Source organism: Streptomyces himalayensis subsp. himalayensis, from assembly GCF_013778455.1.
Classification (GTDB): Bacteria; Actinomycetota; Actinomycetes; order Streptomycetales; family Streptomycetaceae; genus Streptomyces; species Streptomyces himalayensis.
Genome location: NZ_JACEHE010000002.1, coordinates 263429 through 284789, shown reverse-complemented (window position 1 = coordinate 284789; position 21361 = coordinate 263429). Strand labels below are relative to the sequence as shown.

19 protein-coding genes and 2 pseudogenes are annotated in these 21361 nt (G+C 63.9%); 12 read left to right on the top strand and 9 right to left on the bottom strand.

Going from position 1 to position 21361, the window contains the following annotated elements:
* Positions 1 to 141 precede the first annotated feature (141 nt).
* From H1D24_RS05035 to H1D24_RS43940, 6 genes and pseudogenes are all read left to right on the top strand, one after another.
* Positions 142 to 759, top strand: coding sequence for an O-methyltransferase (locus tag H1D24_RS05035; RefSeq protein ID WP_181656139.1), 618 nt, complete (start codon positions 142 to 144; stop codon positions 757 to 759).
* Entirely contained in the window at positions 756 to 2330 is a 1575-nt protein-coding gene (locus tag H1D24_RS05030; RefSeq protein WP_181656138.1) for a lipopolysaccharide biosynthesis protein, read from the top strand. Before H1D24_RS05035 ends, H1D24_RS05030 begins: the two co-directional genes overlap by 4 nt.
* Positions 2331 to 2838: 508 nt before the next feature.
* The gene (locus H1D24_RS05025; protein WP_181656137.1) at positions 2839 to 3483 is read left to right on the top strand and encodes a class I SAM-dependent methyltransferase; all 645 of its coding nucleotides are present in this window, start codon (positions 2839 to 2841) and stop codon (positions 3481 to 3483) included.
* 107 nt (positions 3484 to 3590) lie between these two features.
* Positions 3591 to 4443 (top strand): annotated as a pseudogene (locus H1D24_RS05020) (IS701 family transposase); the annotation flags it as partial.
* Between the two features lie 121 nt (positions 4444 to 4564).
* Positions 4565 to 4861 (top strand): DDE-type integrase/transposase/recombinase, encoded by a 297-nt coding sequence (locus H1D24_RS43945; RefSeq protein ID WP_181656136.1) that lies wholly within the window; start codon positions 4565 to 4567, stop codon positions 4859 to 4861.
* Positions 4807 to 5079 carry an IS3 family transposase gene (locus tag H1D24_RS43940; RefSeq protein ID WP_181656135.1) on the top strand — a complete coding sequence of 91 codons (273 nt, stop codon included), beginning with the start codon at positions 4807 to 4809 and terminating at the stop codon, positions 5077 to 5079. Before H1D24_RS43945 ends, H1D24_RS43940 begins: the two co-directional genes overlap by 55 nt.
* Positions 5080 to 5340: 261 nt before the next feature.
* Here the strand turns inward: H1D24_RS43940 and H1D24_RS05005 are convergent, their stop codons facing one another.
* Positions 5341 to 6075 carry an FkbM family methyltransferase gene (locus H1D24_RS05005; RefSeq protein WP_181656134.1) on the bottom strand — a complete coding sequence of 245 codons (735 nt, stop codon included), beginning with the start codon at positions 6073 to 6075 and terminating at the stop codon, positions 5341 to 5343.
* Between the two features lie 233 nt (positions 6076 to 6308).
* Here H1D24_RS05005 and H1D24_RS05000 point away from each other — a divergent pair, with 233 nt between their 5' ends.
* Entirely contained in the window at positions 6309 to 6971 is a 663-nt protein-coding gene (locus H1D24_RS05000; protein WP_181656133.1) for a class I SAM-dependent methyltransferase, read from the top strand.
* 88 nt (positions 6972 to 7059) lie between these two features.
* On the opposite strand, the gene H1D24_RS43485 is transcribed toward H1D24_RS05000, so the two are convergent.
* From H1D24_RS43485 to H1D24_RS04980, 4 genes are all read right to left on the bottom strand, one after another.
* Positions 7060 to 8514 carry an O-antigen ligase family protein gene (locus H1D24_RS43485; protein ID WP_181656132.1) on the bottom strand — a complete coding sequence of 485 codons (1455 nt, stop codon included), beginning with the start codon at positions 8512 to 8514 and terminating at the stop codon, positions 7060 to 7062.
* Between the two features lie 54 nt (positions 8515 to 8568).
* A complete protein-coding gene (locus H1D24_RS04990; RefSeq protein ID WP_309484203.1) occupies positions 8569 to 9513 on the bottom strand; it encodes a glycosyltransferase family 2 protein in 945 nt (314 codons plus the stop codon).
* A gap of 4 nt (positions 9514 to 9517) precedes the next feature.
* Positions 9518 to 10552, bottom strand: a complete 1035-nt coding sequence (gene gmd / locus H1D24_RS04985; RefSeq protein WP_181656401.1) for a GDP-mannose 4,6-dehydratase — start codon at positions 10550 to 10552, stop codon at positions 9518 to 9520.
* 266 nt (positions 10553 to 10818) lie between these two features.
* Positions 10819 to 11346: a glycosyltransferase family protein gene (locus H1D24_RS04980; protein ID WP_181656130.1), complete on the bottom strand. Its 528-nt coding sequence runs from the start codon at positions 11344 to 11346 to the stop codon at positions 10819 to 10821.
* Between the two features lie 392 nt (positions 11347 to 11738).
* Between H1D24_RS04980 and H1D24_RS04975 the strand changes: the two genes are divergently transcribed.
* Complete coding sequence (locus tag H1D24_RS04975) at positions 11739 to 12542, top strand: class I SAM-dependent methyltransferase (RefSeq protein WP_181656129.1); 804 nt, start codon at positions 11739 to 11741, stop codon at positions 12540 to 12542.
* A gap of 407 nt (positions 12543 to 12949) precedes the next feature.
* Here the strand turns inward: H1D24_RS04975 and H1D24_RS04970 are convergent, their stop codons facing one another.
* The gene (locus tag H1D24_RS04970; RefSeq protein ID WP_181656128.1) at positions 12950 to 13876 is read right to left on the bottom strand and encodes a hypothetical protein; all 927 of its coding nucleotides are present in this window, start codon (positions 13874 to 13876) and stop codon (positions 12950 to 12952) included.
* Positions 13877 to 14153: 277 nt separating this feature from the next.
* Between H1D24_RS04970 and H1D24_RS42105 the strand changes: the two genes are divergently transcribed.
* The 3 genes from H1D24_RS42105 to H1D24_RS04955 all read left to right on the top strand — a co-directional run bounded on the left by H1D24_RS42105 (position 14154) and on the right by H1D24_RS04955 (position 16963).
* Entirely contained in the window at positions 14154 to 14555 is a 402-nt protein-coding gene (locus H1D24_RS42105; protein ID WP_258563833.1) for a hypothetical protein, read from the top strand.
* A 372-nt stretch (positions 14556 to 14927) separates the two neighbouring features.
* Positions 14928 to 15710 (top strand): TylF/MycF/NovP-related O-methyltransferase, encoded by a 783-nt coding sequence (locus H1D24_RS04960; protein WP_181656127.1) that lies wholly within the window; start codon positions 14928 to 14930, stop codon positions 15708 to 15710.
* Positions 15711 to 15901: 191 nt separating this feature from the next.
* Positions 15902 to 16963, top strand: coding sequence for a glycosyltransferase family 4 protein (locus tag H1D24_RS04955; RefSeq protein WP_309484202.1), 1062 nt, complete (start codon positions 15902 to 15904; stop codon positions 16961 to 16963).
* A 212-nt stretch (positions 16964 to 17175) separates the two neighbouring features.
* Here H1D24_RS04955 and H1D24_RS43935 read toward each other — a convergent pair.
* Positions 17176 to 17549: pseudogene (locus H1D24_RS43935) on the bottom strand (hypothetical protein); the annotation flags it as partial.
* Between the two features lie 286 nt (positions 17550 to 17835).
* Here H1D24_RS43935 and H1D24_RS04945 point away from each other — a divergent pair.
* Positions 17836 to 18927, top strand: coding sequence for a GDP-L-fucose synthase family protein (locus H1D24_RS04945; RefSeq protein WP_181656125.1), 1092 nt, complete (start codon positions 17836 to 17838; stop codon positions 18925 to 18927).
* Positions 18928 to 18985: 58 nt separating this feature from the next.
* Here the strand turns inward: H1D24_RS04945 and H1D24_RS04940 are convergent, their stop codons facing one another.
* Both H1D24_RS04940 and H1D24_RS04935 read right to left on the bottom strand, forming a co-directional pair.
* Complete coding sequence (locus H1D24_RS04940; RefSeq protein ID WP_181656124.1) at positions 18986 to 19750, bottom strand: FkbM family methyltransferase; 765 nt, start codon at positions 19748 to 19750, stop codon at positions 18986 to 18988.
* Positions 19751 to 19925: 175 nt separating this feature from the next.
* Positions 19926 to 21305 carry a glycosyltransferase family 4 protein gene (locus tag H1D24_RS04935; RefSeq protein ID WP_258563831.1) on the bottom strand — a complete coding sequence of 460 codons (1380 nt, stop codon included), beginning with the start codon at positions 21303 to 21305 and terminating at the stop codon, positions 19926 to 19928.
* Positions 21306 to 21361: the final 56 nt, after the last annotated feature.

Genomic DNA, 21361 nt, shown 5'->3' with positions numbered 1-21361 from the left:
GTAGGCTGCGACATCGGCCGCCGACCTTTGGAACGTGTGTCCGGATCGCTCCAACGGTCGATCACAAGGATAGTTCGTGCAGTTAAGCCCTGCCTGTATGGACCGTACCCTCACCTCAATGGGCAACGCTTTCGGCAGAGCTTGTTCCGCTCACTGGTCCGAACGATCGATCCTGAAGCGATCTTTGAGTCCGGTACGTTCTACGGGGCTTCTGCCCAGTTCTTCTTGAATGTGTCGGAGCAGCCCGTTTGCACAGTCGAGAAGAATCGAGGATTTGCGTACTGCGCGAAGCGGCGCTTCCGTAAGATCCCGGAGGTACGGGTACTCGTTGGAGACTCTCGAGCCGCGCTGAAAAAACTGCGCAACGCCGACCACTTTCCCCCATCCTATGTCCTGTTCTATCTCGACGCCCACTGGAAAGAGGATCTGCCCCTGCGGGAAGAAGTTGCACTCATCACCAAGGAGTGGACCGACTCCGTCATCGTGATCGATGACTTCAAGGTTCTCGACGACAGCGGTTATGCCTTCGACACGTATGGCGACCGGGAGCTGTCGATCGAGTATCTGGGAGATGAGGCCATCGGTCCCTACGAGGTCTTCTGGCCCCGTTGCCCCTCGCGTGAGGAAGCCGGTGCCCGGCGCGGGTGCGCTGTCCTCGTGGCTCCAGGTGCCGTGCCCGCAGTGGAATTGGAAGGACTTCCGGAGCTGCGACGTCTGCCACGGAGCCGGACGGCAGCGACGTCAGCCTTGGGCCTGTGACCGACGGGAAGCCCTATGTCTCGGACGTAGCCCTCGCGGACAGTGTCTCCGCCCGGCGAGCGTCGCCGGCCCGTCTGACCTCGACTGCCGCCGATGGGGTGAGGTGGACCCTGCTCGGAGCGGTCGCTTCCTTTGTGGTCCAGGTGCCCTACACGGCCGTGATGAGCCGGTTGCTCACACCGGCAGACTTCGGGCTCGTGGGGCTGGCGATGTTCATGCTTCGCTTTGTGATCTACTTCGCTCAGAGCGGTCTGAGTTTGGCGGTCGTGCAGCGGCCGGTTCTCGAAGTCCGGCATGTCCGGGCCGCTCTCGCGGTCGGAATCGCGACCGGAGTCGGCATGTTTGCCGTCTGCTGGTTCGTCACTCCCTTCGGTGTCCGCGTCGTCAACGGCCCCGGCGAACTGGTCGGGGTATGCCGGATTCTGGCACTGACCTTCGTGATCTCCGCAATCGGCTCGACCGCTGTGGGACTCCTTCGCCGGGACATGCGCTACAAGAGCCTTGCTCTGACTGAATTCGGCTCGTATCTGTTCGGCTACTGCGGTATCGGTCTGACCTCAGCACTCGCGGGCAGTGGAGTATGGAGCCTGGTCTACGCGGGGGTCGGTCAGTCCGTTGTCATGACGGCAGCCAGTATCGCTCTGGTCAGGCATGATCCGCGCCCGCTGTTCAGTCTCTGCGCTATGCGGGAGATGGCGTCGATTAGCACCCAGGTATCTTGTGTAGGATTCCTGGAGTTTCTGACAACCAGTGGCGAAACCTTTGTCATCGGCAGGTATGCCGGGATGGAAATTCTGGGATACTACAACCGGGCCTGGTTCATGGCAGTGCTGCCTCTGCATCAGGTGGCCACCGCGGTGAACAAGGTCCTGTTCTCGGCTTTCAGCCGTATCCAGGCCGAACATGCACGGCTGAAGAGCGCGTATGTCGACAGCCTTGCGATGACGACCCTGCTCTTCCTGTTCATGGCGGCAACCATCGCCGCGTGCTCTAGGAATGCCGTGCAAGTACTGCTGGGCGAAGGCTGGGAGAAGACCGCCGACTTGGTGCCACCGCTGGCATTCCTCGGTACGCTCAACGTCGTCACGTATTTTCCCGCTGCGACGGCTGCGGCAATGGGACGAGTGTGGCAGAAGGCAGTCATCGAGATCCTGCATCTGGCCGCCCTCGTCGCTGGGGTCGGCTTCGCCATCGCTTCCGAATCGGGGATCCACGGCTTGGTCATTGCTCTGTTGATGTGCAGGCTCGTGCAACACGTGGCCTATGTCTTATGGATGGGGAGAGTGATTCCCGGATCAGTGCGTCATGTCGTGGTCTCCTACATGGAGGCCTCGTTGGTGGCCCTCATGGTCGGACTTTGCGTCTTGGCCGTCGGGCACGCCGCCGACGGGATCGTTCCGGCCACCGCGGCGCTGGCGGCGCAACTCCTCACGGCTGCACTGCTCGCCGGCGTCCTCCTCCGATACGGAAAACTGCTCAAAGGCATCCGTGTGGTGCACCAACGTGCGTTGGTCCCAACAGTGTTCACAACGATTCCCCGATCGGTGACCACCCATCGAAAGGAAGGCTGATGTCGTGGAACGGTCGGCTCGGAATCCCCGGCAGGGTCTGCATGTCTCGCTGCGTCGGCGGATGGCGGAGCGCGGGTCTTGGTGACGAGGGTTTCCCTTGGCCCAAGGCCAGCGGCAATGCAGGTGCTTGATGCCGAGTTCGGCTGGTCTCGGCGGCGCTCATTGAACTTTTTGCACGGAAGCATGTCCGGAGGCTTTCTCGGCATCGACGGTTCCCGCAACTACCTGCGGAACTTGCTGCTTGGACACCTTCCGGAGGAAAAATGTCACGAGTGCCGGGGTACCGGACGAAGGTCAGCTTCGAGTCACTGAGCCCTTTCAGCGTTGCCGCTCCAGGGCGAGGATGGCTGCGGCGATTGACGACATGCGATTCGGGCTGCGTCGGGTCTGCGGAAGACCCGTCAGGAATACCAACAGGCTGCGTGCCGGACGACTGGGCGAGTGATGCATGCCGCATGCCGGGTGTGGCACCAAAGCCGCTCCGAGGCAGCGCTGTAGCGTCGCTCGCGTGTCCGTTGCGAAACGCGTTGCCAAGTCGGTCATCGGCACCGTCAACCGCCCCGTCGCCAAGGCCCGGTTCGCGCATGCGGCCAGGTCATCAGGGCCCCTCCTCAAGATCGAAGTGGGGAGCTACCGGAGCCGTCGGCCCGGCTGGATCTGCACCGATGTCTGCTGGCACACGCGGTCTTATCTGGACGCCACCAGGACGTGGCCCGTCCGCTCCGGCTCGGCGAGTCACATCTACTCCGACAACATGATCGAGCACATCCGCCTCGAGCCCGCCCGCCGCATGTTCCGTGAAGCGCGGCGCGTTCTGGCACCTGGCGGGCGCATCCGGCTGTCGACACCCGATGTCGAGCACGCTGTGCGGCTGTACCTGGCACGTGACGACGAGACGCGACGGGAGATGGAGGAGTGTCGGCGGAGGGGGTACCAGGTCGAGCATCCGGTTGATCTGCTGCGCATGACCTTCCAGGACTGCGGCCATCACGCCGGATTCCTGTGGGACTTCGAGGCGGTGGAGGCGGAGCTCCGGTCAGCTGATTTCTCCGCCGTCCGCCGTTACGCACCCGGCCAGAGCGATGACCCTGAACTCCGAAACCTGGAGTCCCGACCCCAATTCGCCTTGATCGTCGAGGCGGCTGTTGACTGAGCTCTTTACCGATAGTTCGTTGAACTCGTCGGTAGTTTGGGTTGACGGCGACGTGGGCTGGTCGTAGAGCGGTGGTAGCGAGTCAACTGCCGTGGTGGGGGCTGAAGATGACTGCTCGCCGTCCGTGTCCGCCCGCGTCGGGGCCGCTGGAGGAGTATGCGGCCGGGTTCGATGACCTCTTCGTCAGCCTCGCCCAGCGGCGGGGGTTTCGCGAGTACCTGACCGGGTTGCTGGCGCCGCGGGAGCGGAACAAGACGATCACCTGCCTGGCCGGGGCGGAGCCGGTGGCCGGCGCAGGGATACCAGGGGTGCAGCGGTTGCAGTTCTTCCTGTCCGAGTCCACCTGGGACGCCGAGCAGGTCAACGACCGGCGGCTTGAGCTGCTGCGCGAGCAGAGGGTGACCGCTCCGCACGACGGCGGGGTCATCGTGATCGACGACTCCGGGGACCGCAAGGACGGCACGGCCACCGCGCATGTGGGCCGGCAGTGGCTGGGCCGGTACGGCAAGACGGACAACGGCATCGTCACGGTGACCACGGTGTGGACCGACGGCCGCGTGTACTACCCGCTGCACGCACAGCCCTACACGCCCGCCCACCACTTCGCCCGAGGCCGATCCGTCCCGGCCTTCCGCACGAAACCGCAGCTGGCAGCCGCCCTCGCGGCCCGGGGAAAGGAGGCGGGCTTCGGATGCCGGGCGGTGGTCGCCGACTGCGCCTACTCCGTCAGCGACGACTGGTACCTCGCGCTGCGGGATGCCGAGCTGGCCTACGTGGTGGCACTCAAACCCCGCAACGGCACCTGGGCACCGGCCGACCAGCCGCACACGCCCATCGATGCCGCCCACGCCGGGACCTGGCAAGACACCCGTCATCCCGGCGAGTGGACGCCCGTTGAGCGTCATTTCCGCGACTGGCACACCGAGACCTGGTGGGCCGCCGACGCCCGCCTGGGCCGGGGATCAGCCCGCGGCGGGGCGGCTTCACGCGCCGCGATCCCACGGCCACCCTCGCTCCGGACCTGGTCGAGCGGGACTTCACCGCGCCCGCACCGAACCGGCTGTGGGTCACCGACCTGACGATGATTGCGACCGGTGAGGGGCCCTTGTGGCCGTCCGCGATCCGGGACGCGTTCTCACGTCGGGTGGTGGCCTGGGAGACCTCCGCCCGCGCGGACGCCGACCTGGTCCTCACCACGCTCGAATACGCGCTCGCCTCCCGCGAGGTCGAGCCCGGCACACTCGTGCACCACGCCGACCACGGCTGTCAGTACACGTCTGTGAAGCTGACAACTCGCCTGGAGCGGGCGGAGTTCAAGCATCAATGGGCAAGGTCGGGGACTCGTACGACAACGCTCTCGCGGAGAATTTGTGGATAGTGATCAAGACGGAGTGCATCCGCGGCCGCGTCTTCGCCACCCGGGCCGAGGCGAACCTCGCGCCCTTCGAGTACATCGACGGCTTCTACAACTCCCGGCGAATCCAGAAACGGCTCGGCTACCTCAGCCCGGTCGAGTTCGAGGAGAAGCACTACGCCGACCAGGCAACGGCCGAACGAACGAACCTGAACCCCCGTCAACCCGTGCTGACCAGCTGATCAGCACCTCCCGCAGGCCGGGGGAACCTCAAAGAAGCAGCAGAGTGCCGGTCTGCCGGCCACGCGCGGGGTGGCAGTGGACGCCAGCGGCCAGCTGCGGTCCTGGCTGACGGACTTCCTGATGACGAAAGCGGTTCTCGGCCCACGCAGCGCCGATCTCATCCGATACGGAGTCATCCCCCGTGGCGATGCTCGTCGTGATGCGGGCTGAGCACGTGCTGTCCACCGCCCACCTGGCCGCAATTCGAGCAGACACCGCCGTCAGGTCCGTGTGCCACCTCGGAGGAAGACCGCATCGCACTGTAGCATCTGGCCTGTGCGGTGATCAGTGAAACCCGGCACGATGGACATCAAAGTCAAACCGTACTTGTGCTGCGCCAAGTCCAACGCCTGCTGCAGTTGCATGCCGTCCTCGTACAGCGGAACGCAGGAGACTTCCACCTGCAGCCCGGAGCATTGGCCGACGAGATCCCCGGCTCCCTGCAGAACGGCTTCCTCGTAACCTTGGACGTCGATTTTCAGGAAGACACGGTCCCCTGGATCTGCTACATGGTTCCAGACTTCGTCGAGGCGATGTTGCTCGGCCTTCTGCCGGTCCACGTAGCGCGATTCCGGACAGACCTCGGTGTGCCGGGGCAGCATGGACAGCACGGAACTGCTGGCTGAACCGTTCCCAGCGACATTGATGGTTACCGTTGCCTTCTCGCGGCCGAGTGCATACGGCTGAACCGACCACAACGCGTCTGCCGCCGCCCGGCGCTCCAGAGTACGCCGCGGCCCCTCCACGGGCTCGAAGGACACGATGCGCCCCTGGTACCCGAACCTTCGCAGCATCGCGCCGTACTCACCGCTGTTCGCCCCCACGTCGAGGACGACGTTAATGTCGTTGTGCAACATGAGTTGGACAACGCGATAGTGAAGCGAGCACTCGGGGAATCTGTCCACATCGATGCCAAAACGCCGTGCCACCGTGCGGACTCCATGGAGAAGAGTCACGCGTCCATTGTCTGTTCTCTTGATGCGTTATTGCGGGACCCGCCGGATTGTGTTCCACCGACGACCAGCCGACAGAGCGGTCGTCGGAGTGAACTCCAATCCCTTGCTATCGGATACTTGGCGCTCATCTTGCGTGTGCGGTTGCCGCGGCACGCCCAGTCAGCAACTATGGCCAGACGCTGGCTATATCTGGTTCAGCCATGCGAGAAGCGACTTGAACAGGAATACCTGAAATGCTGAAGCAAACGGCATACCGCGTTGCGCCCGCCCAGATGAAGGGCCTCTATCACCTGTTCAAGAAGCACGTACTCCATAGCGACGTGCACGTTCGCATCGACTCTGTCGCCCTACGCCATATCGCGCGCTACGTCATGGCCAGTGAAGTGGTGGCCGGTCGCGATGTGCTCGACGCCGCGTGCGGAAGCGGGTACGGCGCTCACATCCTGTACGGCGCGACGACATACCAAGGGCTGGACCTGGACCGCCGAGCGCTGAAAGAGGCCCGGCGCTGGTTCCCGGGATTCTCCTTCGTCGAGGGTTCTGTGTTCGACCTCCCATTCGAGGATTCAAGCTTCGGAGCTGTGGTCACATTCGAGACACTCGAGCACATCCACCGGCCCGAGAGGGCCATGGCCGAGTTCTCCAGGGTGCTGCGTCCGGGAGGGATTCTGGTCGGCAGCATTCCGATCAACCACCCGGACCGTATCCACCACGTCCGCCCCTACTCAGCCTCCGAGGCATACGAGATCCTGACCAGCGGCGACGACCTCAAGGTCACGGCTGTAGCGGTGCAGGAGGCTGCTTTCCGGTTCAGGCAGGTCCAGGACCATCCGCGAGAACTCACGGCAGTGACGGCGGGAACGCTCCTGGTCACGCTGGAACGTTCTGTCGGATAGAGACCTCTTATCGCCCCCGGCAGCGCCACGAAGGCCGGTCGGCGGTGTGCAAGCCGCCCAGAGTCTTGCTGTGCAACCGGACACAACGTCACACCGCAGCCCCGGACCGGAAGATCACCCGATTCCGCTGCTCTCGGAGCCCTTGATCGACGGATGGCGTCGGCATGTCCGCCAGTGTCTTTTCTGGGTCCCGATCTGCCATACAGGCACGGACCCGCCACAGACACAGCCCCAGAAGCAACCCCTGCTCGGGGAATAGCGAGTAGCCCACGCAGAATACGAGCTGGGAGACGATCAACAGACGAAGCCCAAGGCTGGCGGGGCTGCTACGGGGAAGTCGCCGCCAGGCCAGGGCGTACATGGCCAGCAGCAGAACCAGACCCACCAGACCCAGGCGCAGCACGATGTGCACGTAGTAGTTGTGCGGGGAGACCGTGGTAAGCCCGCCCTCCACGGTGCGCGCGTAGCCGGAGCTGAATGGCGCTCCGAGCAGCCACTCCACCCAGGACCTGGATGCGCTCAACAGATCCTGCCAGCCGAGCATCCGCCAGGTGAACGTACTGTGCGTCTGCTGCGCCTCCGCAAAGGTGGCCGCAAGCGTGCTGCCGACCGAGCCGAAGGCGCCCACCGCGAAGCACACAGCGGTAAGGCAGCTCACGAGGCCGCCCGCAACGGCGACTATGATGCGCTTGCCCGCCTGGGAGGGACGGAGCCCCCAGTACATGACTGCCACGGCGGCTGCAGCAGCCCAAACGGTCCGATGCTGCAACAGGATGACGAATACGAGGAGCAGCAGGGCCATCGCGATCCTAACCGGATGGTGACGCCTGGCACTCGACTTTTCGTTGTGTGCTGCGCCGTGTGCCGACGGTTTCGATGCCAGCGGACAGAGCAGCAGCACCGCGCCTTGCAGCAGGATGAGTGCTGCGTTGGCGGACACAGGCCTGGCATCGATGGTCCCGCCTGCGAACGTGATTGCGGTCGACGCCGAATGCAGTCCTGTGCCGGCCCAACCGGCCAGGCTCAACAGCCCGTACGTGGCAGCAGCAGCCAGCCACGCTCGACTGACGGCTCTGCCTGCGGCCGCGCTCAATGGAGCTGTTGCGACGTACAGGACGAAGGCGAAGACCTGCAAGAAGTAGACGCGGGAGTCGTGGGCCGCGGCCAGCAACCCGCCGACGCTGATTCCTCGAACGACCGACCATGCAGTCAGGCCGATCATTCCCAAGATGAGCAGCACCCCCGCTCGAGCCGGCAGACCGTGCCGCAGCAGGCGAGCGCAAGCCACCAGGAACGCACAGGCGGCAACGAGGTCGACAGGGTATGCGTTGAAGCCGAGGTCGAGTGCAGGGACTTGCCCGCGGGCCGCTGTCGTCCACACCTGCGCGGCCAAGAGCAGCGCGATGCCTGTGGAGGAATGTCGCGCGAAGATCCACAGGGTAAGAGCGGCAAGTGCGAGTTGGGCGGCCAGGATTGGTGCCGCTTCGAGAGCGACGGCAAGGTGCTGCACCGTGGTCGTCCTAAAGTTGGATACGAAATGCACGGAATCTGAGGGTTGCGGCGCCAAAGGGCATAACGGAGCCGGTCGACCAGATCTTCAGGCGTCGCTTTCGGATGTCAGCGCAGGTGCCTGCGAGGGCGCACCTCGCCATGGCCTCCGCCTCGGAGGGCTGAGCGTGACAGCCAGCGTTTTTGCGAAGGGGGAGCAGAAGAGGAGCGGGGCCCAGACGCCGAAGTATCGTCGGCAGAACCGCCACCAAGGCCGTGGTGGCAGTTCTCGTACCGATGCCAGTCGGCGCAGTGCCGTGCTTGCTGTGATGCCGAGTTCACCTGAAGTGCCAGGGGCGTGCGGTGGGTGGTCGTCACAGGTGCCCAGATGACCGGGGCAGAGCAGGACGGGGATACCGGCCCTGCGCGCGCGCAGGCCGTAGTCCAGGTCGCCCATGCGGTGGGGGAACGCGTCGTCGATGTCCCCAAGGATGCGTCTCGCAGCGTTCGTAACCAGCACAGCGTTGCCGTTGCATGTGTCGCAGGCTGTGTGTTGCCTTGGACCCGGCTTCACTCTCTCCAGTCTCAGTGGACCAAATGCCGCTTTCTTGGCGCGGTAGCCGCCGTATGTGGTGCGAGTTCCGTCGCTGGACCGCATGGCGCCGGCTGCGATGACCGGCCGTTCCAGCGGGACGGCGGTGCTCAGCAGCACCGCGAGGGCATCGGGGGCCAGTACGACATCGTCGTTGAGCCAGAGCACATGAGCGTCAGGATCGGCTCGGGCAGCGGCCATGCGGGTACCCGCGCCCCAGAAGATGTCCGGACCCATGGTGACCACATCGGTCTCCGGGAAGGCACTGCGCACGGCGGCGGAGGTGCCATCCGTGCTTCCGGCATCGACAAGGTGGATGGTCAGAGCCGTTCCTGCCGGAAGGCCGGCCTGGGCCTTCAGAGAGGTCAGGGCTGCGAGCGTGCGTTCCCGCCGGCTGTGGCAGGTCATCAGGACGGCGACTTTCGAAGGCGCTTGGGACGCCGTAACGGTCCGGGATGTCACCCCCTCACCCTGCCGTCAGGGTGAGGGTCGAGTCGGAGGCCGAGTCCGGACCGACGGGTCGCGGCAGGGTGGCGAGCTCTGCGTCGACCATGAGCCGGGCGAGTTCGGGGGCGTGGATCGTGGGTTTCCAGCCGAGGGTGTGTCGGGCTTTGGAGGCGTCTCCGACCAGATGGTCGACTTCGGAGGGGCGTAGGTAGCGTTCGTCGAAGTGGACGTGGTTGCGCCAGTTGAGTCCGACGTGGGTGAAGCAGTAGTCGACGAAGTCGCGGACGCTGCAGCTGGTGCCGGTGGCGATGACGTAGTCGTCGGGTTGGTCTTGTTGGAGCATGAGCCACATGGCGTGGACGTATTCGGCTGCGTAGCCCCAGTCGCGGCGGGCGTCGAGGTTGCCGAGGTAGAGGGTGTCCTGGAGGCCGGCTTTGATGCGTGCGGCGGCGGTGGCGATTTTGCGGGTGACGAAGGTGGGGCCGCGGCGGGGTGATTCGTGGTTGAAGAGGATGCCGTTGACGGCGTACATGCCATAGGCCTCGCGGTAGTTGCGGGTGGTCCAGTAGGCGTAGACCTTGGCGACTCCGTAGGGGGAGCGAGGGTGGAAGGGGGTGTTTTCGTGTTGGGGTGGTGGGGTTGCGCCGAACATTTCGGAGCTGGAGGCCTGGTAGTAACGGCAGGGCAGTTGTGTGGAGCGGATGGCTTCGAGCAGGCGTGTGGTGCCCAGGCCGGTGGTGTTCCCGGTGAACTCCGGCTCGTCGAAGGACACTCGGACATGTGACTGGGCGGCCAGGTGGTAGACCTCGTCGGGTTGCACGGTCTCCAGCAGGCTGGCCAGCCGGGTGCCGTCCGTCAGATCGCCGTAGTGCAGGAACAACCGCGCCTGCGGATCGTGCGGGTCCTCGTAGAGGTGGTTGATCCGCTGAGTGTTAAACGTCGAGGCCCGGCGGACGATGCCGTGGACCTCATACTCCTTCTCCAGGAGCAACTCGGCCAGATAGGAGCCGTCCTGGCCGGTGATGCCGGTGATGAGCGCCTTCTTACCTGCCACGTGCACTCCCTGCTGGTGGTCGGATCCGTAGTCGCCGAGTTCGCCTCCCGGCGGAAGGGACACCGGCACGTGGTCAGGGTAAGGAATTTCTATCCATGTTCTAGGGTATCGCCCAGTGTGTCGGATTAGCTGTGTACGGCATTGGAGACCTTCCTGAGTAATACTTTGTCGGCCCGCTCAGGAAAGAACTTCGCGGTACACGTCAATCGTCTGCTGAGTGGTCTTGCTCCAGGTGAACATTCGCGCCCGTGCAAGCCCACGCCTCGTCAGCTCCTCGCGGGTTGACGTGTCGTGCATGCGCCCGAGGGCATGAGCAAGTTCGTCGAGGCTATGAGGTCGAAGAGCAGCGCCGCGTCGCCCACGACCTCTGGAATGGATGCCGCCTTGGCGGCAACCACCGGAACTCCCCGGCCATCGCTTCCAGTGGCGGCAGCTCGAATCCCTCGTAGAGCGATGGATAAAAGTGCCACCGCGGTCTGGTAGAGCCGGCGGAGCGTCTCCTCGTCGGCTTGCACGAATTCAACGCGATGCGACACCCCGCGTCCTCCAGCAGCGCCTTCTCCTCGTTTGTGGGGGCGCCACCTCCTGAGCAGACGAGCCGTAGCGCCGCGAGTTCCGGGGATCTCAGGGGCGTCCACGATGTGGTCGCTCGTTTCTCTCTTGATCAGGACATCAGGAATGCGCACGCCGAGATGAATAACCGTGATCTTGTCACTCGGCACGCCGAGCCCGCCCTGCTTCGCGCCTTGCGATGTACTGGTTGTCGTGTAATACGGCGAAGATGCGTGCGTCAACGCCCGCTTCCGTCAATCCGGTGTGGAGTTCGGCAAAGTATCGACTGACTCCGCCGAACCTCTGCCGGACGAACACGTCCGGTGAGAAAAGAACCTGCACCTGCGCCTACCTCTTGTCGCACAAAGCAGAAACCGGTGTGACGTAGCCTGCAGGCCCTGGGAGCGCGAGCCAATGGCATCGTCGTGCAGTGCCGATTGGTTCAGCAAAAAAACGGGCCAGCCTCCGCGGCCACGAGTGATGTCAGGTCGCTGAGATTTACCCGTTCCAAGAGAGCCGTCGATAGTTCTCGGAAGCGGTACTGCACTCAACGGGTGAACATGCAACTTCATCATTGCCCACCGCCCGTATGGCTTCAGGCCCGGCGGACGCCGCGTCCGTAGACTCGCATTCCATGGTCCTGTGCAAAATCTGTGACGGTGAATCCCGGGCTACACATCGGGGCACGGTCCTCGGGCGCCATCAGGCGACGTATCACATGTGCGTCGACTGCGCCTACTGGTTCATCGACGAGCCGTATTGGCTGGAGGAAGCCTATTCGGAGGCCGTCGCGGCAATCGATACCGGCGTCGCGCAACGAAATCTGCGGTTGTCTCCCGTGCTGACATCCGTCCTGGCGGGAATGTTCGGTCCCGATGGCGTATATGTCGACTATGGCGGTGGTTACGGGCTCCTGGTCCGGCTCCTGCGTGACGCTGGTCTGAACTTTTACTGGCAGGACCCGCATTGCCAAAATCTGTTCGCCCGCGGTTTCGAGTGGGACGGAGGCCGGCAAGGGTTCGCGACGGCGGTGACTGCCGTCGAGGTGATGGAGCACGTGGCCGATCCGCTCGCGTTCGTCGACACAGCCTTGCGCGAAACCGGAGCGAACTCTTTCGTCTTCACCCAGTACCTCCACGACGGTACGGCCAATCCGTCGTGGTGGTACCTGGCGCCGGAGGCCGGCCAGCACGTCTCGTTCTACGCCGCCCTGACCCTGCGCACGCTAGCGCACCGCCTGGGAATGGCATATCATCCGGCCGGCACCTTGCACCTGTTGACCAGGCAGAAGTTCCGCAAGGGCGCTTTCGACCGTGCCGTCAGGTTTCATCGCTGCTATTACCCGCTGCGCAAGCGTCGGCTGCGTCCGCGATGGATGCAGGACCACGAACAGCTGGTTCGCCGGATCCGCTGCGCTTCTGGTGCGGCTCCGGCCTGATGCGCGCAGACCTGCTGCGGCACACTGCCGCGTGGGCACCTGGTCGGCGCTCGGCGGTACGGAATTCCCCAATCCCCGTGGACCTGACGCTCCGCCCGTGCGTCTCCTTCCGGAGGGCGCGCGGGGTGACGGCCGTCGTGGTGCCGACGGAGAGCTGGCGACAGATGCTCCCGGCGTACGCGTCAATTCCAGCATGGAGCGGCGGCGGCGCGCCGGAGTCGACCATCGGAGTCGGGCGAGTTCCGGGCGTGCACGGTGGGATTCCAGCCGAGGACGCGTTGGCCTCGGAGGCGTCTTCGACCACGTGGTCGTTTTCCGGGGGCGCAGCGGACGTGGTCGTGCCAACCGGCTCCTGACGGGGAAATCCCGTCCCAGAACCCGGCAGAACGTCATCTGGCTCCCGTGAGTCAGATTCCGAAGACCTCGGCGATCGGGAGGTTGCTTCGCATGTCGACTACATGTAGCAGCTTGTCCCGCATCGAGTGGAGCACTTGGCCGTGGTCATCCCCGGTGTAGGTGAGCTTTCCGTCCGCACCGCGGGCGGTCCGGACGCGGGAACGGACGAAGGCCTGGCTGGGCGACAGGTCCCACAGATGGCCGGCTACATCGTTGCGGACAAAGAAAGCATTGACGCCGTTGCTCCCGACGCCGACGAGCCGGTAACCCCGCGCCACGCCGAGGTGATGCAGGGCGGACAGAGACGCCCCATAGAACTGCAAGCTGTGGTGCGCCTCGGAGGAGACGAATTCAGGGTCGTACGGAACAGTGACTGCGTTGTCCGGCCCGAATACGCTGTTGTATTCGATGACCACGACCCAGGGGGATACGGTCGAGATGGCCTTCCAGACCCAGTAATCGACTCCATCGATGTCGATGGAGAGAACACCGATCTCGCCCTCAATTCCGGCCCCGTGGATCAGTTCGTTAATATTTTCTGCCGTGACGAAGGCGGAAACAGGCGAGATGCTCCAGCGCCATGCCATGCCATTGCAGCGCAGAAAATCGATGTGTGCGGTTCCGCTGTCAATGATGGCTCCGCGCCAGTTGTCCTTCATGGCCAGGAACCGGGTATTGGACTCGGTGTAGTCGCCGACGCCGATCTCGATGAATACGTCCGGGGGAGAGAGCCGTGACGTGAGGAACTCCAGGATGCCGTCTTCGCCTCCCTGGGAGAAGACCTTGTACTCGGTGTCCTGGAGACGCTCTGGGTGTGGGAGCAGAGTCGCCAGTCGACTCTCCATCGCGCCGACGGTAAAGCGCAATTCATCGATCTTGGCCTGGATTCCGTGATTAATGACCCTTTGGGTCAGGTTCATTACACGCTTTTTCAACACTCGGGGATGATATCAAGGCTCGTAGGTGATCGAGAGTGCCCGTCCCGATCTGCAGATGCATCATGCACAACTTCCCTCGCTTGGGGTAATCCGCATGTTGCACGTCGGCAGTGAGCGTTATAAAATGCCGGATGTCGTGAATTGCCAAAGGTTCTCGGTCTGGCGTCCTGAAGGGGCTCCCCTTGTTTTCCGTTTTGGCAGGTCCGCAATGCCTGGACCTACGCTTCATCTCTGGTTAGTCTAGCCCGCGGGCTGGCCGGAGGGATTGCGGCTGATCGTGTACCGCGTCAAGCCCTCCCGGCGGCAGATCAAGAAGCTGACCGCCTTCGAGAAGAAAACCAGCTGGCGCTACTCCATCACGGCGACGAGCATCCGGCACATGTGGGGCATCGCCGGTTCCCACCAGATCCAGTTCCTCGACGCTCTGCACCGCGACCACGCCGAAGTCGAAGACGGCATCCGCACCGGCAAAGCCGTGCTCCGTCTGCTGCCCCTGCACAACAGCGAGGATCTGGCCAACGCCGAACCGGACACCATGCGCTTCCGCCTCTGCCACCTGCCCGCCCGCCTGGCCCGCCAAGCCCGCCGCCGCTACCTACGCATCGAGCGGACCTGGCCCTGGGCATCGGCCTTCACCACCAGCTGGAGGCGGCTGACCCAGCTCCCGGCCGTCACCTGACGGCCGCACCCAGACCCGACGAGGACCAGGAAGGAGGACAACCGTCAGCATCCCGGGCCCGTGGAATCCGGCGCAGCCCGCAGCGTCACACGACGGCCCGCCTCACACGGCAGAGGACATTACGGGCGAACCACCGAGCCGGTCAGCGGCCGAATCCCGCTGAAGAATCGGGGCCAGGCCCTCAACCTGCCCACACACAAGCAGAAATCTCCGCTCTGAACGAGCAGAAAGGGTCCGTCAGCAAGCTGACGGACCCTCATGCAAGATCGAGGCTGGACTTCCTGTGCGATCGAATTCGACTCACCGCCCTAGCTACCGGATGAGCCACCAGCTGATGGCTAGGGTCGCTGCATGCCGAATGTAAGGACTCCCGTGAGGAACACTCTGGATCGCGTGCTCCGCATTGCTGGGGCTCGTGTGATCACGGAGCGCGAAGAAGAAGCCAACCGCGGACGGTACACCCGCGTGGTAAAGAGTCTGTACGACGTCTATGTCGAGCGCGTGTTTCCTGGCCTGCGGGAGCGGGATGGCCGGATCCCGCTGATGTCGAGGCTCATTGGGACGGATATCGGTGAGGCGATGTTCCTTCTTCACTGGCTACAGAAAGCCCAGGACAGTGGTGACGGCGACATCGTCGAGATGGGCGTTGCCCAGGGCGCCACGTCAGCCTTGCTGGCAAATGAAATCATCGGTACCGGACGGCACCTGTGGCTGTACGACTCGTTCCAAGGTCTGTCACGTCCGACGGTGGAGGATAAACTCATCGATGACATCGAGAACCGAGGGTCAATGGACTGTTACGAGTCGGCGATGTCGTTTCCTCAGCGGCTTGTGCACCAGCAACTCGCCTCGGTGGGCTTCCCGCAAGAACGGACCCACGTCGTCGTGGGCTTCATCAGCCCTGACGTCCAAGACATGCCAGACGTCGTCGCCTTCGCATACCTAGACTTCGACCTGTACAAGCCCATCCTGTCCGGCCTGCGGCTACTTGGCCCCAGGACTCGACCAGGCTCGGTACTGATGGTCGACGACTATGGGCACTTCTGTACTGGACCGGAGCAGGCTGTCCGGGACTTCCTAGCCGAGGACGCCCGCTTCGAATTGACGATCGGTCCCAGCAGTGCCGGTCACTTCTGCGCGCTGCTGCGACAGTAGTCGAGCGCTGGCTTCGGGCCTCGCACCCGCGGATACGCTGGTCCAGCAAGGCGGTGAGCTTCTCCGTGACTTGGGCATGACGGCCCCGCCGCATCGGTGCCGTCCGAGGCCCCGCGCATGGCCGTTTGCGCGCAGAGTCATCGACAGGACGCGAGGCAGCGGCGTTCTGCTTTTTCCACGACAGGGGAGAGGTGCACGTGCGAGTCCTTTTTTCACCAGATGTATTCGTCCGGCAGAGGTTCGGTGGAGTCAGCCGATACTTTGCCGAGCTGCACACTGGATTGATCAAAGCAGGCATCGACGCGCAAATCTTCCCTGGTTTGCACAACAACCAGTACATTGCACGCCGCGGAGCAAGGACGGGACTGCGGCAACTACCAGTAGGATCCCGCCTTCTACTGAGCAAGGCGGCGTTCGCTGCATATTCCATGACTCAGCCCAAGGCGTGCGTGGTCCACCCCACCTACTACACGTCGAGCATGCTTCCCGGCGCCCGACCACATGTCTGCACATTCCATGACTTGATTCACCTCAGATACCCGCTTTACTTCGCGCCGAGCGACAATACGGTCGACCGGCAGCGATTTTGGGCCGCCCGAGCCGACAGGATCATTGCGGTTTCGGAAGCGACGGCACAGGACTTGGTGTCCATGCTCGGCGTGCCGAGCAGCAAGATCACGGTTGTCCACCACGGTGTGCACATCCCGAACGTCGCGACGAGGAACGCCAGCGGTGACCATCTGCTGTACGTAGGGGGTCGGAGCGGTTATAAGAACTGGCGGATTCTCGTGGAAGCACTCAGAGCTCCAGAACTCGCCAGCTTGCGCCTGATGTGTTCCGGCGGCGGCGCCCCGACTAACGAGGAGAAGCGTCTGCTGGCAGACAGCAGGCTATCGCGTCGTGTTGACTTTGTACAAGCCGACGAGGAGACGCTTTGCCGACTCTACCAGAGCGCTGTGGCGCTCGTGTACCCGTCACTCTACGAGGGGTTCGGACTACCGCCGCTTGAAGCGATGGCACGAGGGGTTCCAGTAATCGCCTCCAGGGCAGCATCCATTCCAGAGGTAGTGAGCGATGCGGCACTGCTCTTCTCCCCATGTAATCTCGACGAACTAGTTGATGCGATCGGACGTGTGCTGGACACTTCAACCCGTGAGGAGCTGACCAGGCGCGGTCTGGCGCGGGCCCGGATGTTCCCCTGGAGCAAAACCACTCAACGGACGATCGATGTCTACCGAGAGGTGCTTTCCTGAGCACAGGCTCTATCAATCAGCCGCCTGTCGCCCCGTCGGCCTGCCCTGTCGCTTCGACCAGACCTCCAGCAAAATGTCCGGCGCCTTCCCAGGGCGCGAGCGTTCTCGGGTGACGAGACATCACGGTCATGACGGTGTAGGAGGGATGCCTGTTTCACAGGTTTGGTGAAACGGGACGCGGCTCCGGATGATCAAGGGTCTGAAGCCGTTGATCACAACAAAGCCGCGTCTGCACGCCATCCTCCCTGATCTCCACCGTCACCCGCCACCACGACCACATGCCGGGCGATCTGCCCGACGACCCTTAAGGCGGCCACCGTCCCCGGCCTGTCCTTCCCCCACGCCGACCAGGTACTGCAGGGGATTCTGGTGGAGCGGATGGCTTCCAGCAGGCGTCTGGTGCCCAGGCCGGTGGTGTGGTAGACCTCGTCGGGTTGCACGGTCTCCAGCAGGCTGGTCAGCCGGGTGCCGTCGGTCAGATCGCCGTAGTGGAGCGGGACAACCGCGCCTGCGGACTGTGATCGTCGATGAGGTCCGTGCTGAAGGTCGGAGTCCGGCGGACGATGCCGTGGACCTCGTACCCCTTCTCCAGCAGCAGCTCCGTGAGATAGGTGCCGTCCTGGCCGGTGATGCCGGTGATGAGCGCCTTCTTGCCTGCCACGTGCACTCCATGCTGGTGGATTGACGTTCGGATCCGGAGTCCCTGAGGCCTACCTCCACCGTCGTACGCCAGCGTAGGGAATTCATCGTTACTTTCGGTGCATTGTGGCGATGTGTCTGGTTTGTGGTTTGGGTAATACGCTGGGGCTCCGGCTCTGTAGAGCGGACTGATCGAACATCCCGCAGCAAATGCCAGACAGGAGCGCTCGCTGATGACCGTCGCATCCACAGTGCCGACCGGCACGAACCGAACGCTGGACCGCTCCGCTCCGGTCTTTGTCGCCGGACGGAACGGACTCGTCGGGTCCGCGCTCTGGAGGCATCTCACTGCCGAGGGGTTCACCTCACTGCTCGGGCCGGGTTCGTACGAACTGGATCTCAGGGACCGACCGGCCGTCTTCGACTGGTTCGCGGAGAACCAGCCCCAGGTGGTGATCCTGGCCGCAGCCCGGGTCGGCGGCATCAAGGCGAACGCCACCCGGCCCACCGAATTCATCTCGGACAACCTGCGTATTCAGGTAAATGTCCTGGATGCCGCACTGCAACACCGCGTGCAACGGCTGCTCTTCCTCGGCTCCAGCTGCATCTATCCGAGGGCCGCCGCCCAGCCCGTCCGTGAGGACGCCCTGCTGACCGGTCCTCTGGAGGAAACGAACGACGCATACGCGATCGCCAAGATCGCCGGAATCATGCAGGTCAAGGCCGTCCGGCGGCAGCACGGCCTGCCATGGATCTGCGCCATGCCGACCAATCTGTACGGGCCCGGCGACAATTTCCATCCCGAGAACTCGCATGTGCTGCCGTCCCTCATCAGGCGATTTCATCAAGCCCGCGTCGAGATGGCGCCCAAAGTGGTCAATTGGGGGACCGGAACACCCCGTCGAGAATTCCTCCACGTCGACGACCTCGCCCGCGCCTGTCTCGTCCTTCTCGAGCGATACGACTCCGACTCACCCGTCAACGTGGGTACCGGGGAGGACCTCACCATCCGAGAGGTCGCAGAGATGGTGGCGTCCGTCGTCGGCTACGAAGGCGTCCTGGAATGGGACCCCACCCAGCCGGACGGCACGCCCCGCAAGGTTCTGGACATCTCGCGGATCGCCGCACTGGGATGGACGCCCGAGATCAAACTGTACGACGGAATCGTCAGTACGTATGCCTGGTACACATCATGGGGCGTCGCAAACAGGCGGACGACCTCTCCTGATGACCAGTCGCGAGGCTTCCCGCTCGGGAAGTCGTGCCGGGCAACGTCAACGATGTCAAGGTTTGGTCAGCGGCAGCACACGGACAACGATTCCTAGAAGCCCCTGATCGTGTCCATGTCGCGCTCTGCGGAGTGGTTCATCGGGTGGACGCCGCTCACGACGCGGTCGTACCGATTCGGTGCCGTTCGTCCGGGTGGAGGGCGACGACGTTGTTGGACGAGCCGCAACGCTGCTCAGGGCTTTCCACGGGAAGTAGCGCTCCTTCATCCGTGACCCGGTGCATACGGTAACCGTGTTCCACGAGAAGATCCCAAGCCGCTCGAGCCGAGCCGGCGGTACCGAGGTGGTGCGACAGGAGCTCGAAGATCACGATGGGGCGGTCCCGGATGAGAATTCCTGTGGCGCCTCGAAGAGCCTGGGGTTCATAGCCCTCGATGTCCATCTTGATGAGAGAGATCCGATGCCCGGATGGCACCACGTCATCGAGCCGGACCACCTCCACCTGCTGCACGTCTGTCCGTTGTTCCCATGTCTCCTGCATGGACGCACGGGAGCGGTCGTCGTGCAGGTGGAGGTTGCCGCGCGTGGACTCGGCGCCTGCCGCTACGGGCAGGAGCCGCACATTGCGCAAGTGGTTCATTCGGATGTTCCGGCTCAGAACGGCACGTGCATGCTCGGCCGGCTCCACAGCGAAGACGCAGCCCTGGGCTCCCACGAGCTGGGCCAGAGGGAGCGTGTAGCTGCCGTAGTGCGCACCCACGTCCACGACCACGTCGCCAGGCCGGACCCAGCGATGCAGTTGGGCCAGCTCAACTTCGTAGTCGTCGCGCCACACGTACGTCATCTTGGCGTTGCCGCGCCACTCGGGCGGGCACCAGAAGTGCATGCTGCCACCGGCGATGGGTACGGTCGCACCCATATGCAGGGCGGTACGTACCCGCCAGGCACCCAGTCGGGTCAGCATGGTGGCTGGAGGAGTTGTGGCCGCCGGACGCTGCAGTGCCCACAGGCCTTTACTCAGAAGTGACATGTTTCACCGCGTACTGTCGTTCAGTTGGACGCTGGAACAGGCAGGTGGTTTGACCTTGTGTCGGTCAGGACATCGACACAGCCTCAGTTGAAGACCGCCCACTGGCCAGAACGGAGTGGTAGAGCTTTTCGGCCGCTTCCGCTTTAACTGCCCATGTGTGCTGCCGTGCCCACGCCACCCCCGCGCCTCCCATGCGGCGACGTACCTGCTGATCGCCGAGCATGTTGCCGAGTGCTTGAGCGAGCCGATGCGGAAGATCGGCGGGGTCACCCAGTGGCACACGGATCGCGCCGCCGGGTGCGGAATAATCCCGGATGCCCTGGTGATCGAGATGCACAACGGGCAGACCTCGTGCCCATGCCTCCAATGCCTGCAAGCCGAAGGAGTCCCGCAGGCTGGTCATCAGAAACGCATCGGCGTTGTCGTACGTCCGTAGGGCTTGTTCCCAGGGCAGTCGACCACGGAAGTGGACTGACTCGTGCACCCCCAGCTGTGCCGAGAGCCTCTCCAGTTGAAACCGCAGGGGTCCGTCACCCACGATGACGAGGCGCGCCTCCGGAACGTCCGACCGGAGAAGCGCGAAGGTCCGCAATGCCAGTGCCGGGGCTTTCCGGGGGATCAGTTTCCCGACCCACAGGATGGTTGGCGGATCACCCCCCTTGGCCGATGCACTCCTTGCCTGAGGGCGGATCAGAGTCTCCTGGACGCCGTCAGCCAGCATCATGAGGGAGTCCGTACGGCCCAGGCGGCGGGCGAGCTGTTCTGTGTCGCGGTTGGTGGTGAGCACCGCCGCCGCCTCGCGGATCGTCGCACGACAGGAGGACCGGAGGCTGAGGCCGCGAACCCACAGCTGTGTCCTTAGCGCCTCCTGCCAGTACGCGCGGCCCAAGTAGCGGCGGTGACTGTGCGGTGCCGTCTGACCCCCGCCGACCGGCCCGAACACCAAGGGTGGCCCCAGACGGCGCAGTTCACAGGCGCCTTCCAGAGAGCCGTAGGAAACGTGGTGGATCAGATCGGTCCGGTCGAGTCCCCGACTCCGGGCGTAGTCCAGGGCCAGGCGTTGCCAGCCGCGGTAGCGAAAGAACTCCGAAGCCATTTCCTTCAACGTGCCAGGAAGAAGTCCAACCCAAGAGGGGTAGGGCGGCACCGGGATGACATGTGGTCTGATGCGGTTGCCCACCGGTCCGAGTTCGTCGACTCGGCGCCTGATATTCCGTGTGTTGTCATGTGCGGAGTGGGTCAGCACCTCCACGGTGTGTCCGCGTCTCGCGAGTGCTTCCGCCCAGGCCCAGCCGAACCCTGGTTCGCTCCCACGGGTCGGATCGCAGGCAAACGCGACCAGTACGATGCGGAGATGGCGGGACCGTGCGTACGGGCCGGAATCCGCATGCTGCTCGATGGTGGAGGGGCAACGTCCCGCGCTGGTGATCGCTCTCTCAGACATGGAGTCCTTTCTTCCGCTGTGCGGGAGACCCGCTCTGCCAGCGAGGCATCGGCGAC

What these genes read in the sequence shown, in the direction of transcription:
- H1D24_RS05000 (WP_181656133.1), top strand. Translation starts at nt 6,309, where the DNA reads ATGCTGAAGCAAACGGCATACCGCGTTGCGCCCGCCCAGATGAAGGGC.
- H1D24_RS43945 (WP_181656136.1), top strand. Translation starts at nt 4,565, where the DNA reads ATGATTGCGACCGGTGAGGGGCCCTTGTGGCCGTCCGCGATCCGGGAC.
- H1D24_RS04945 (WP_181656125.1), top strand. Translation starts at nt 17,836, where the DNA reads ATGACCGTCGCATCCACAGTGCCGACCGGCACGAACCGAACGCTGGAC.
- H1D24_RS04975 (WP_181656129.1), top strand. Translation starts at nt 11,739, where the DNA reads ATGGTCCTGTGCAAAATCTGTGACGGTGAATCCCGGGCTACACATCGG.
- H1D24_RS04935 (WP_258563831.1), bottom strand. Translation starts at nt 21,305, where the DNA reads ATGTCTGAGAGAGCGATCACCAGCGCGGGACGTTGCCCCTCCACCATC.
- H1D24_RS04940 (WP_181656124.1), bottom strand. Translation starts at nt 19,750, where the DNA reads ATGGGTGCGACCGTACCCATCGCCGGTGGCAGCATGCACTTCTGGTGC.
- H1D24_RS43940 (WP_181656135.1), top strand. Translation starts at nt 4,807, where the DNA reads ATGGGCAAGGTCGGGGACTCGTACGACAACGCTCTCGCGGAGAATTTG.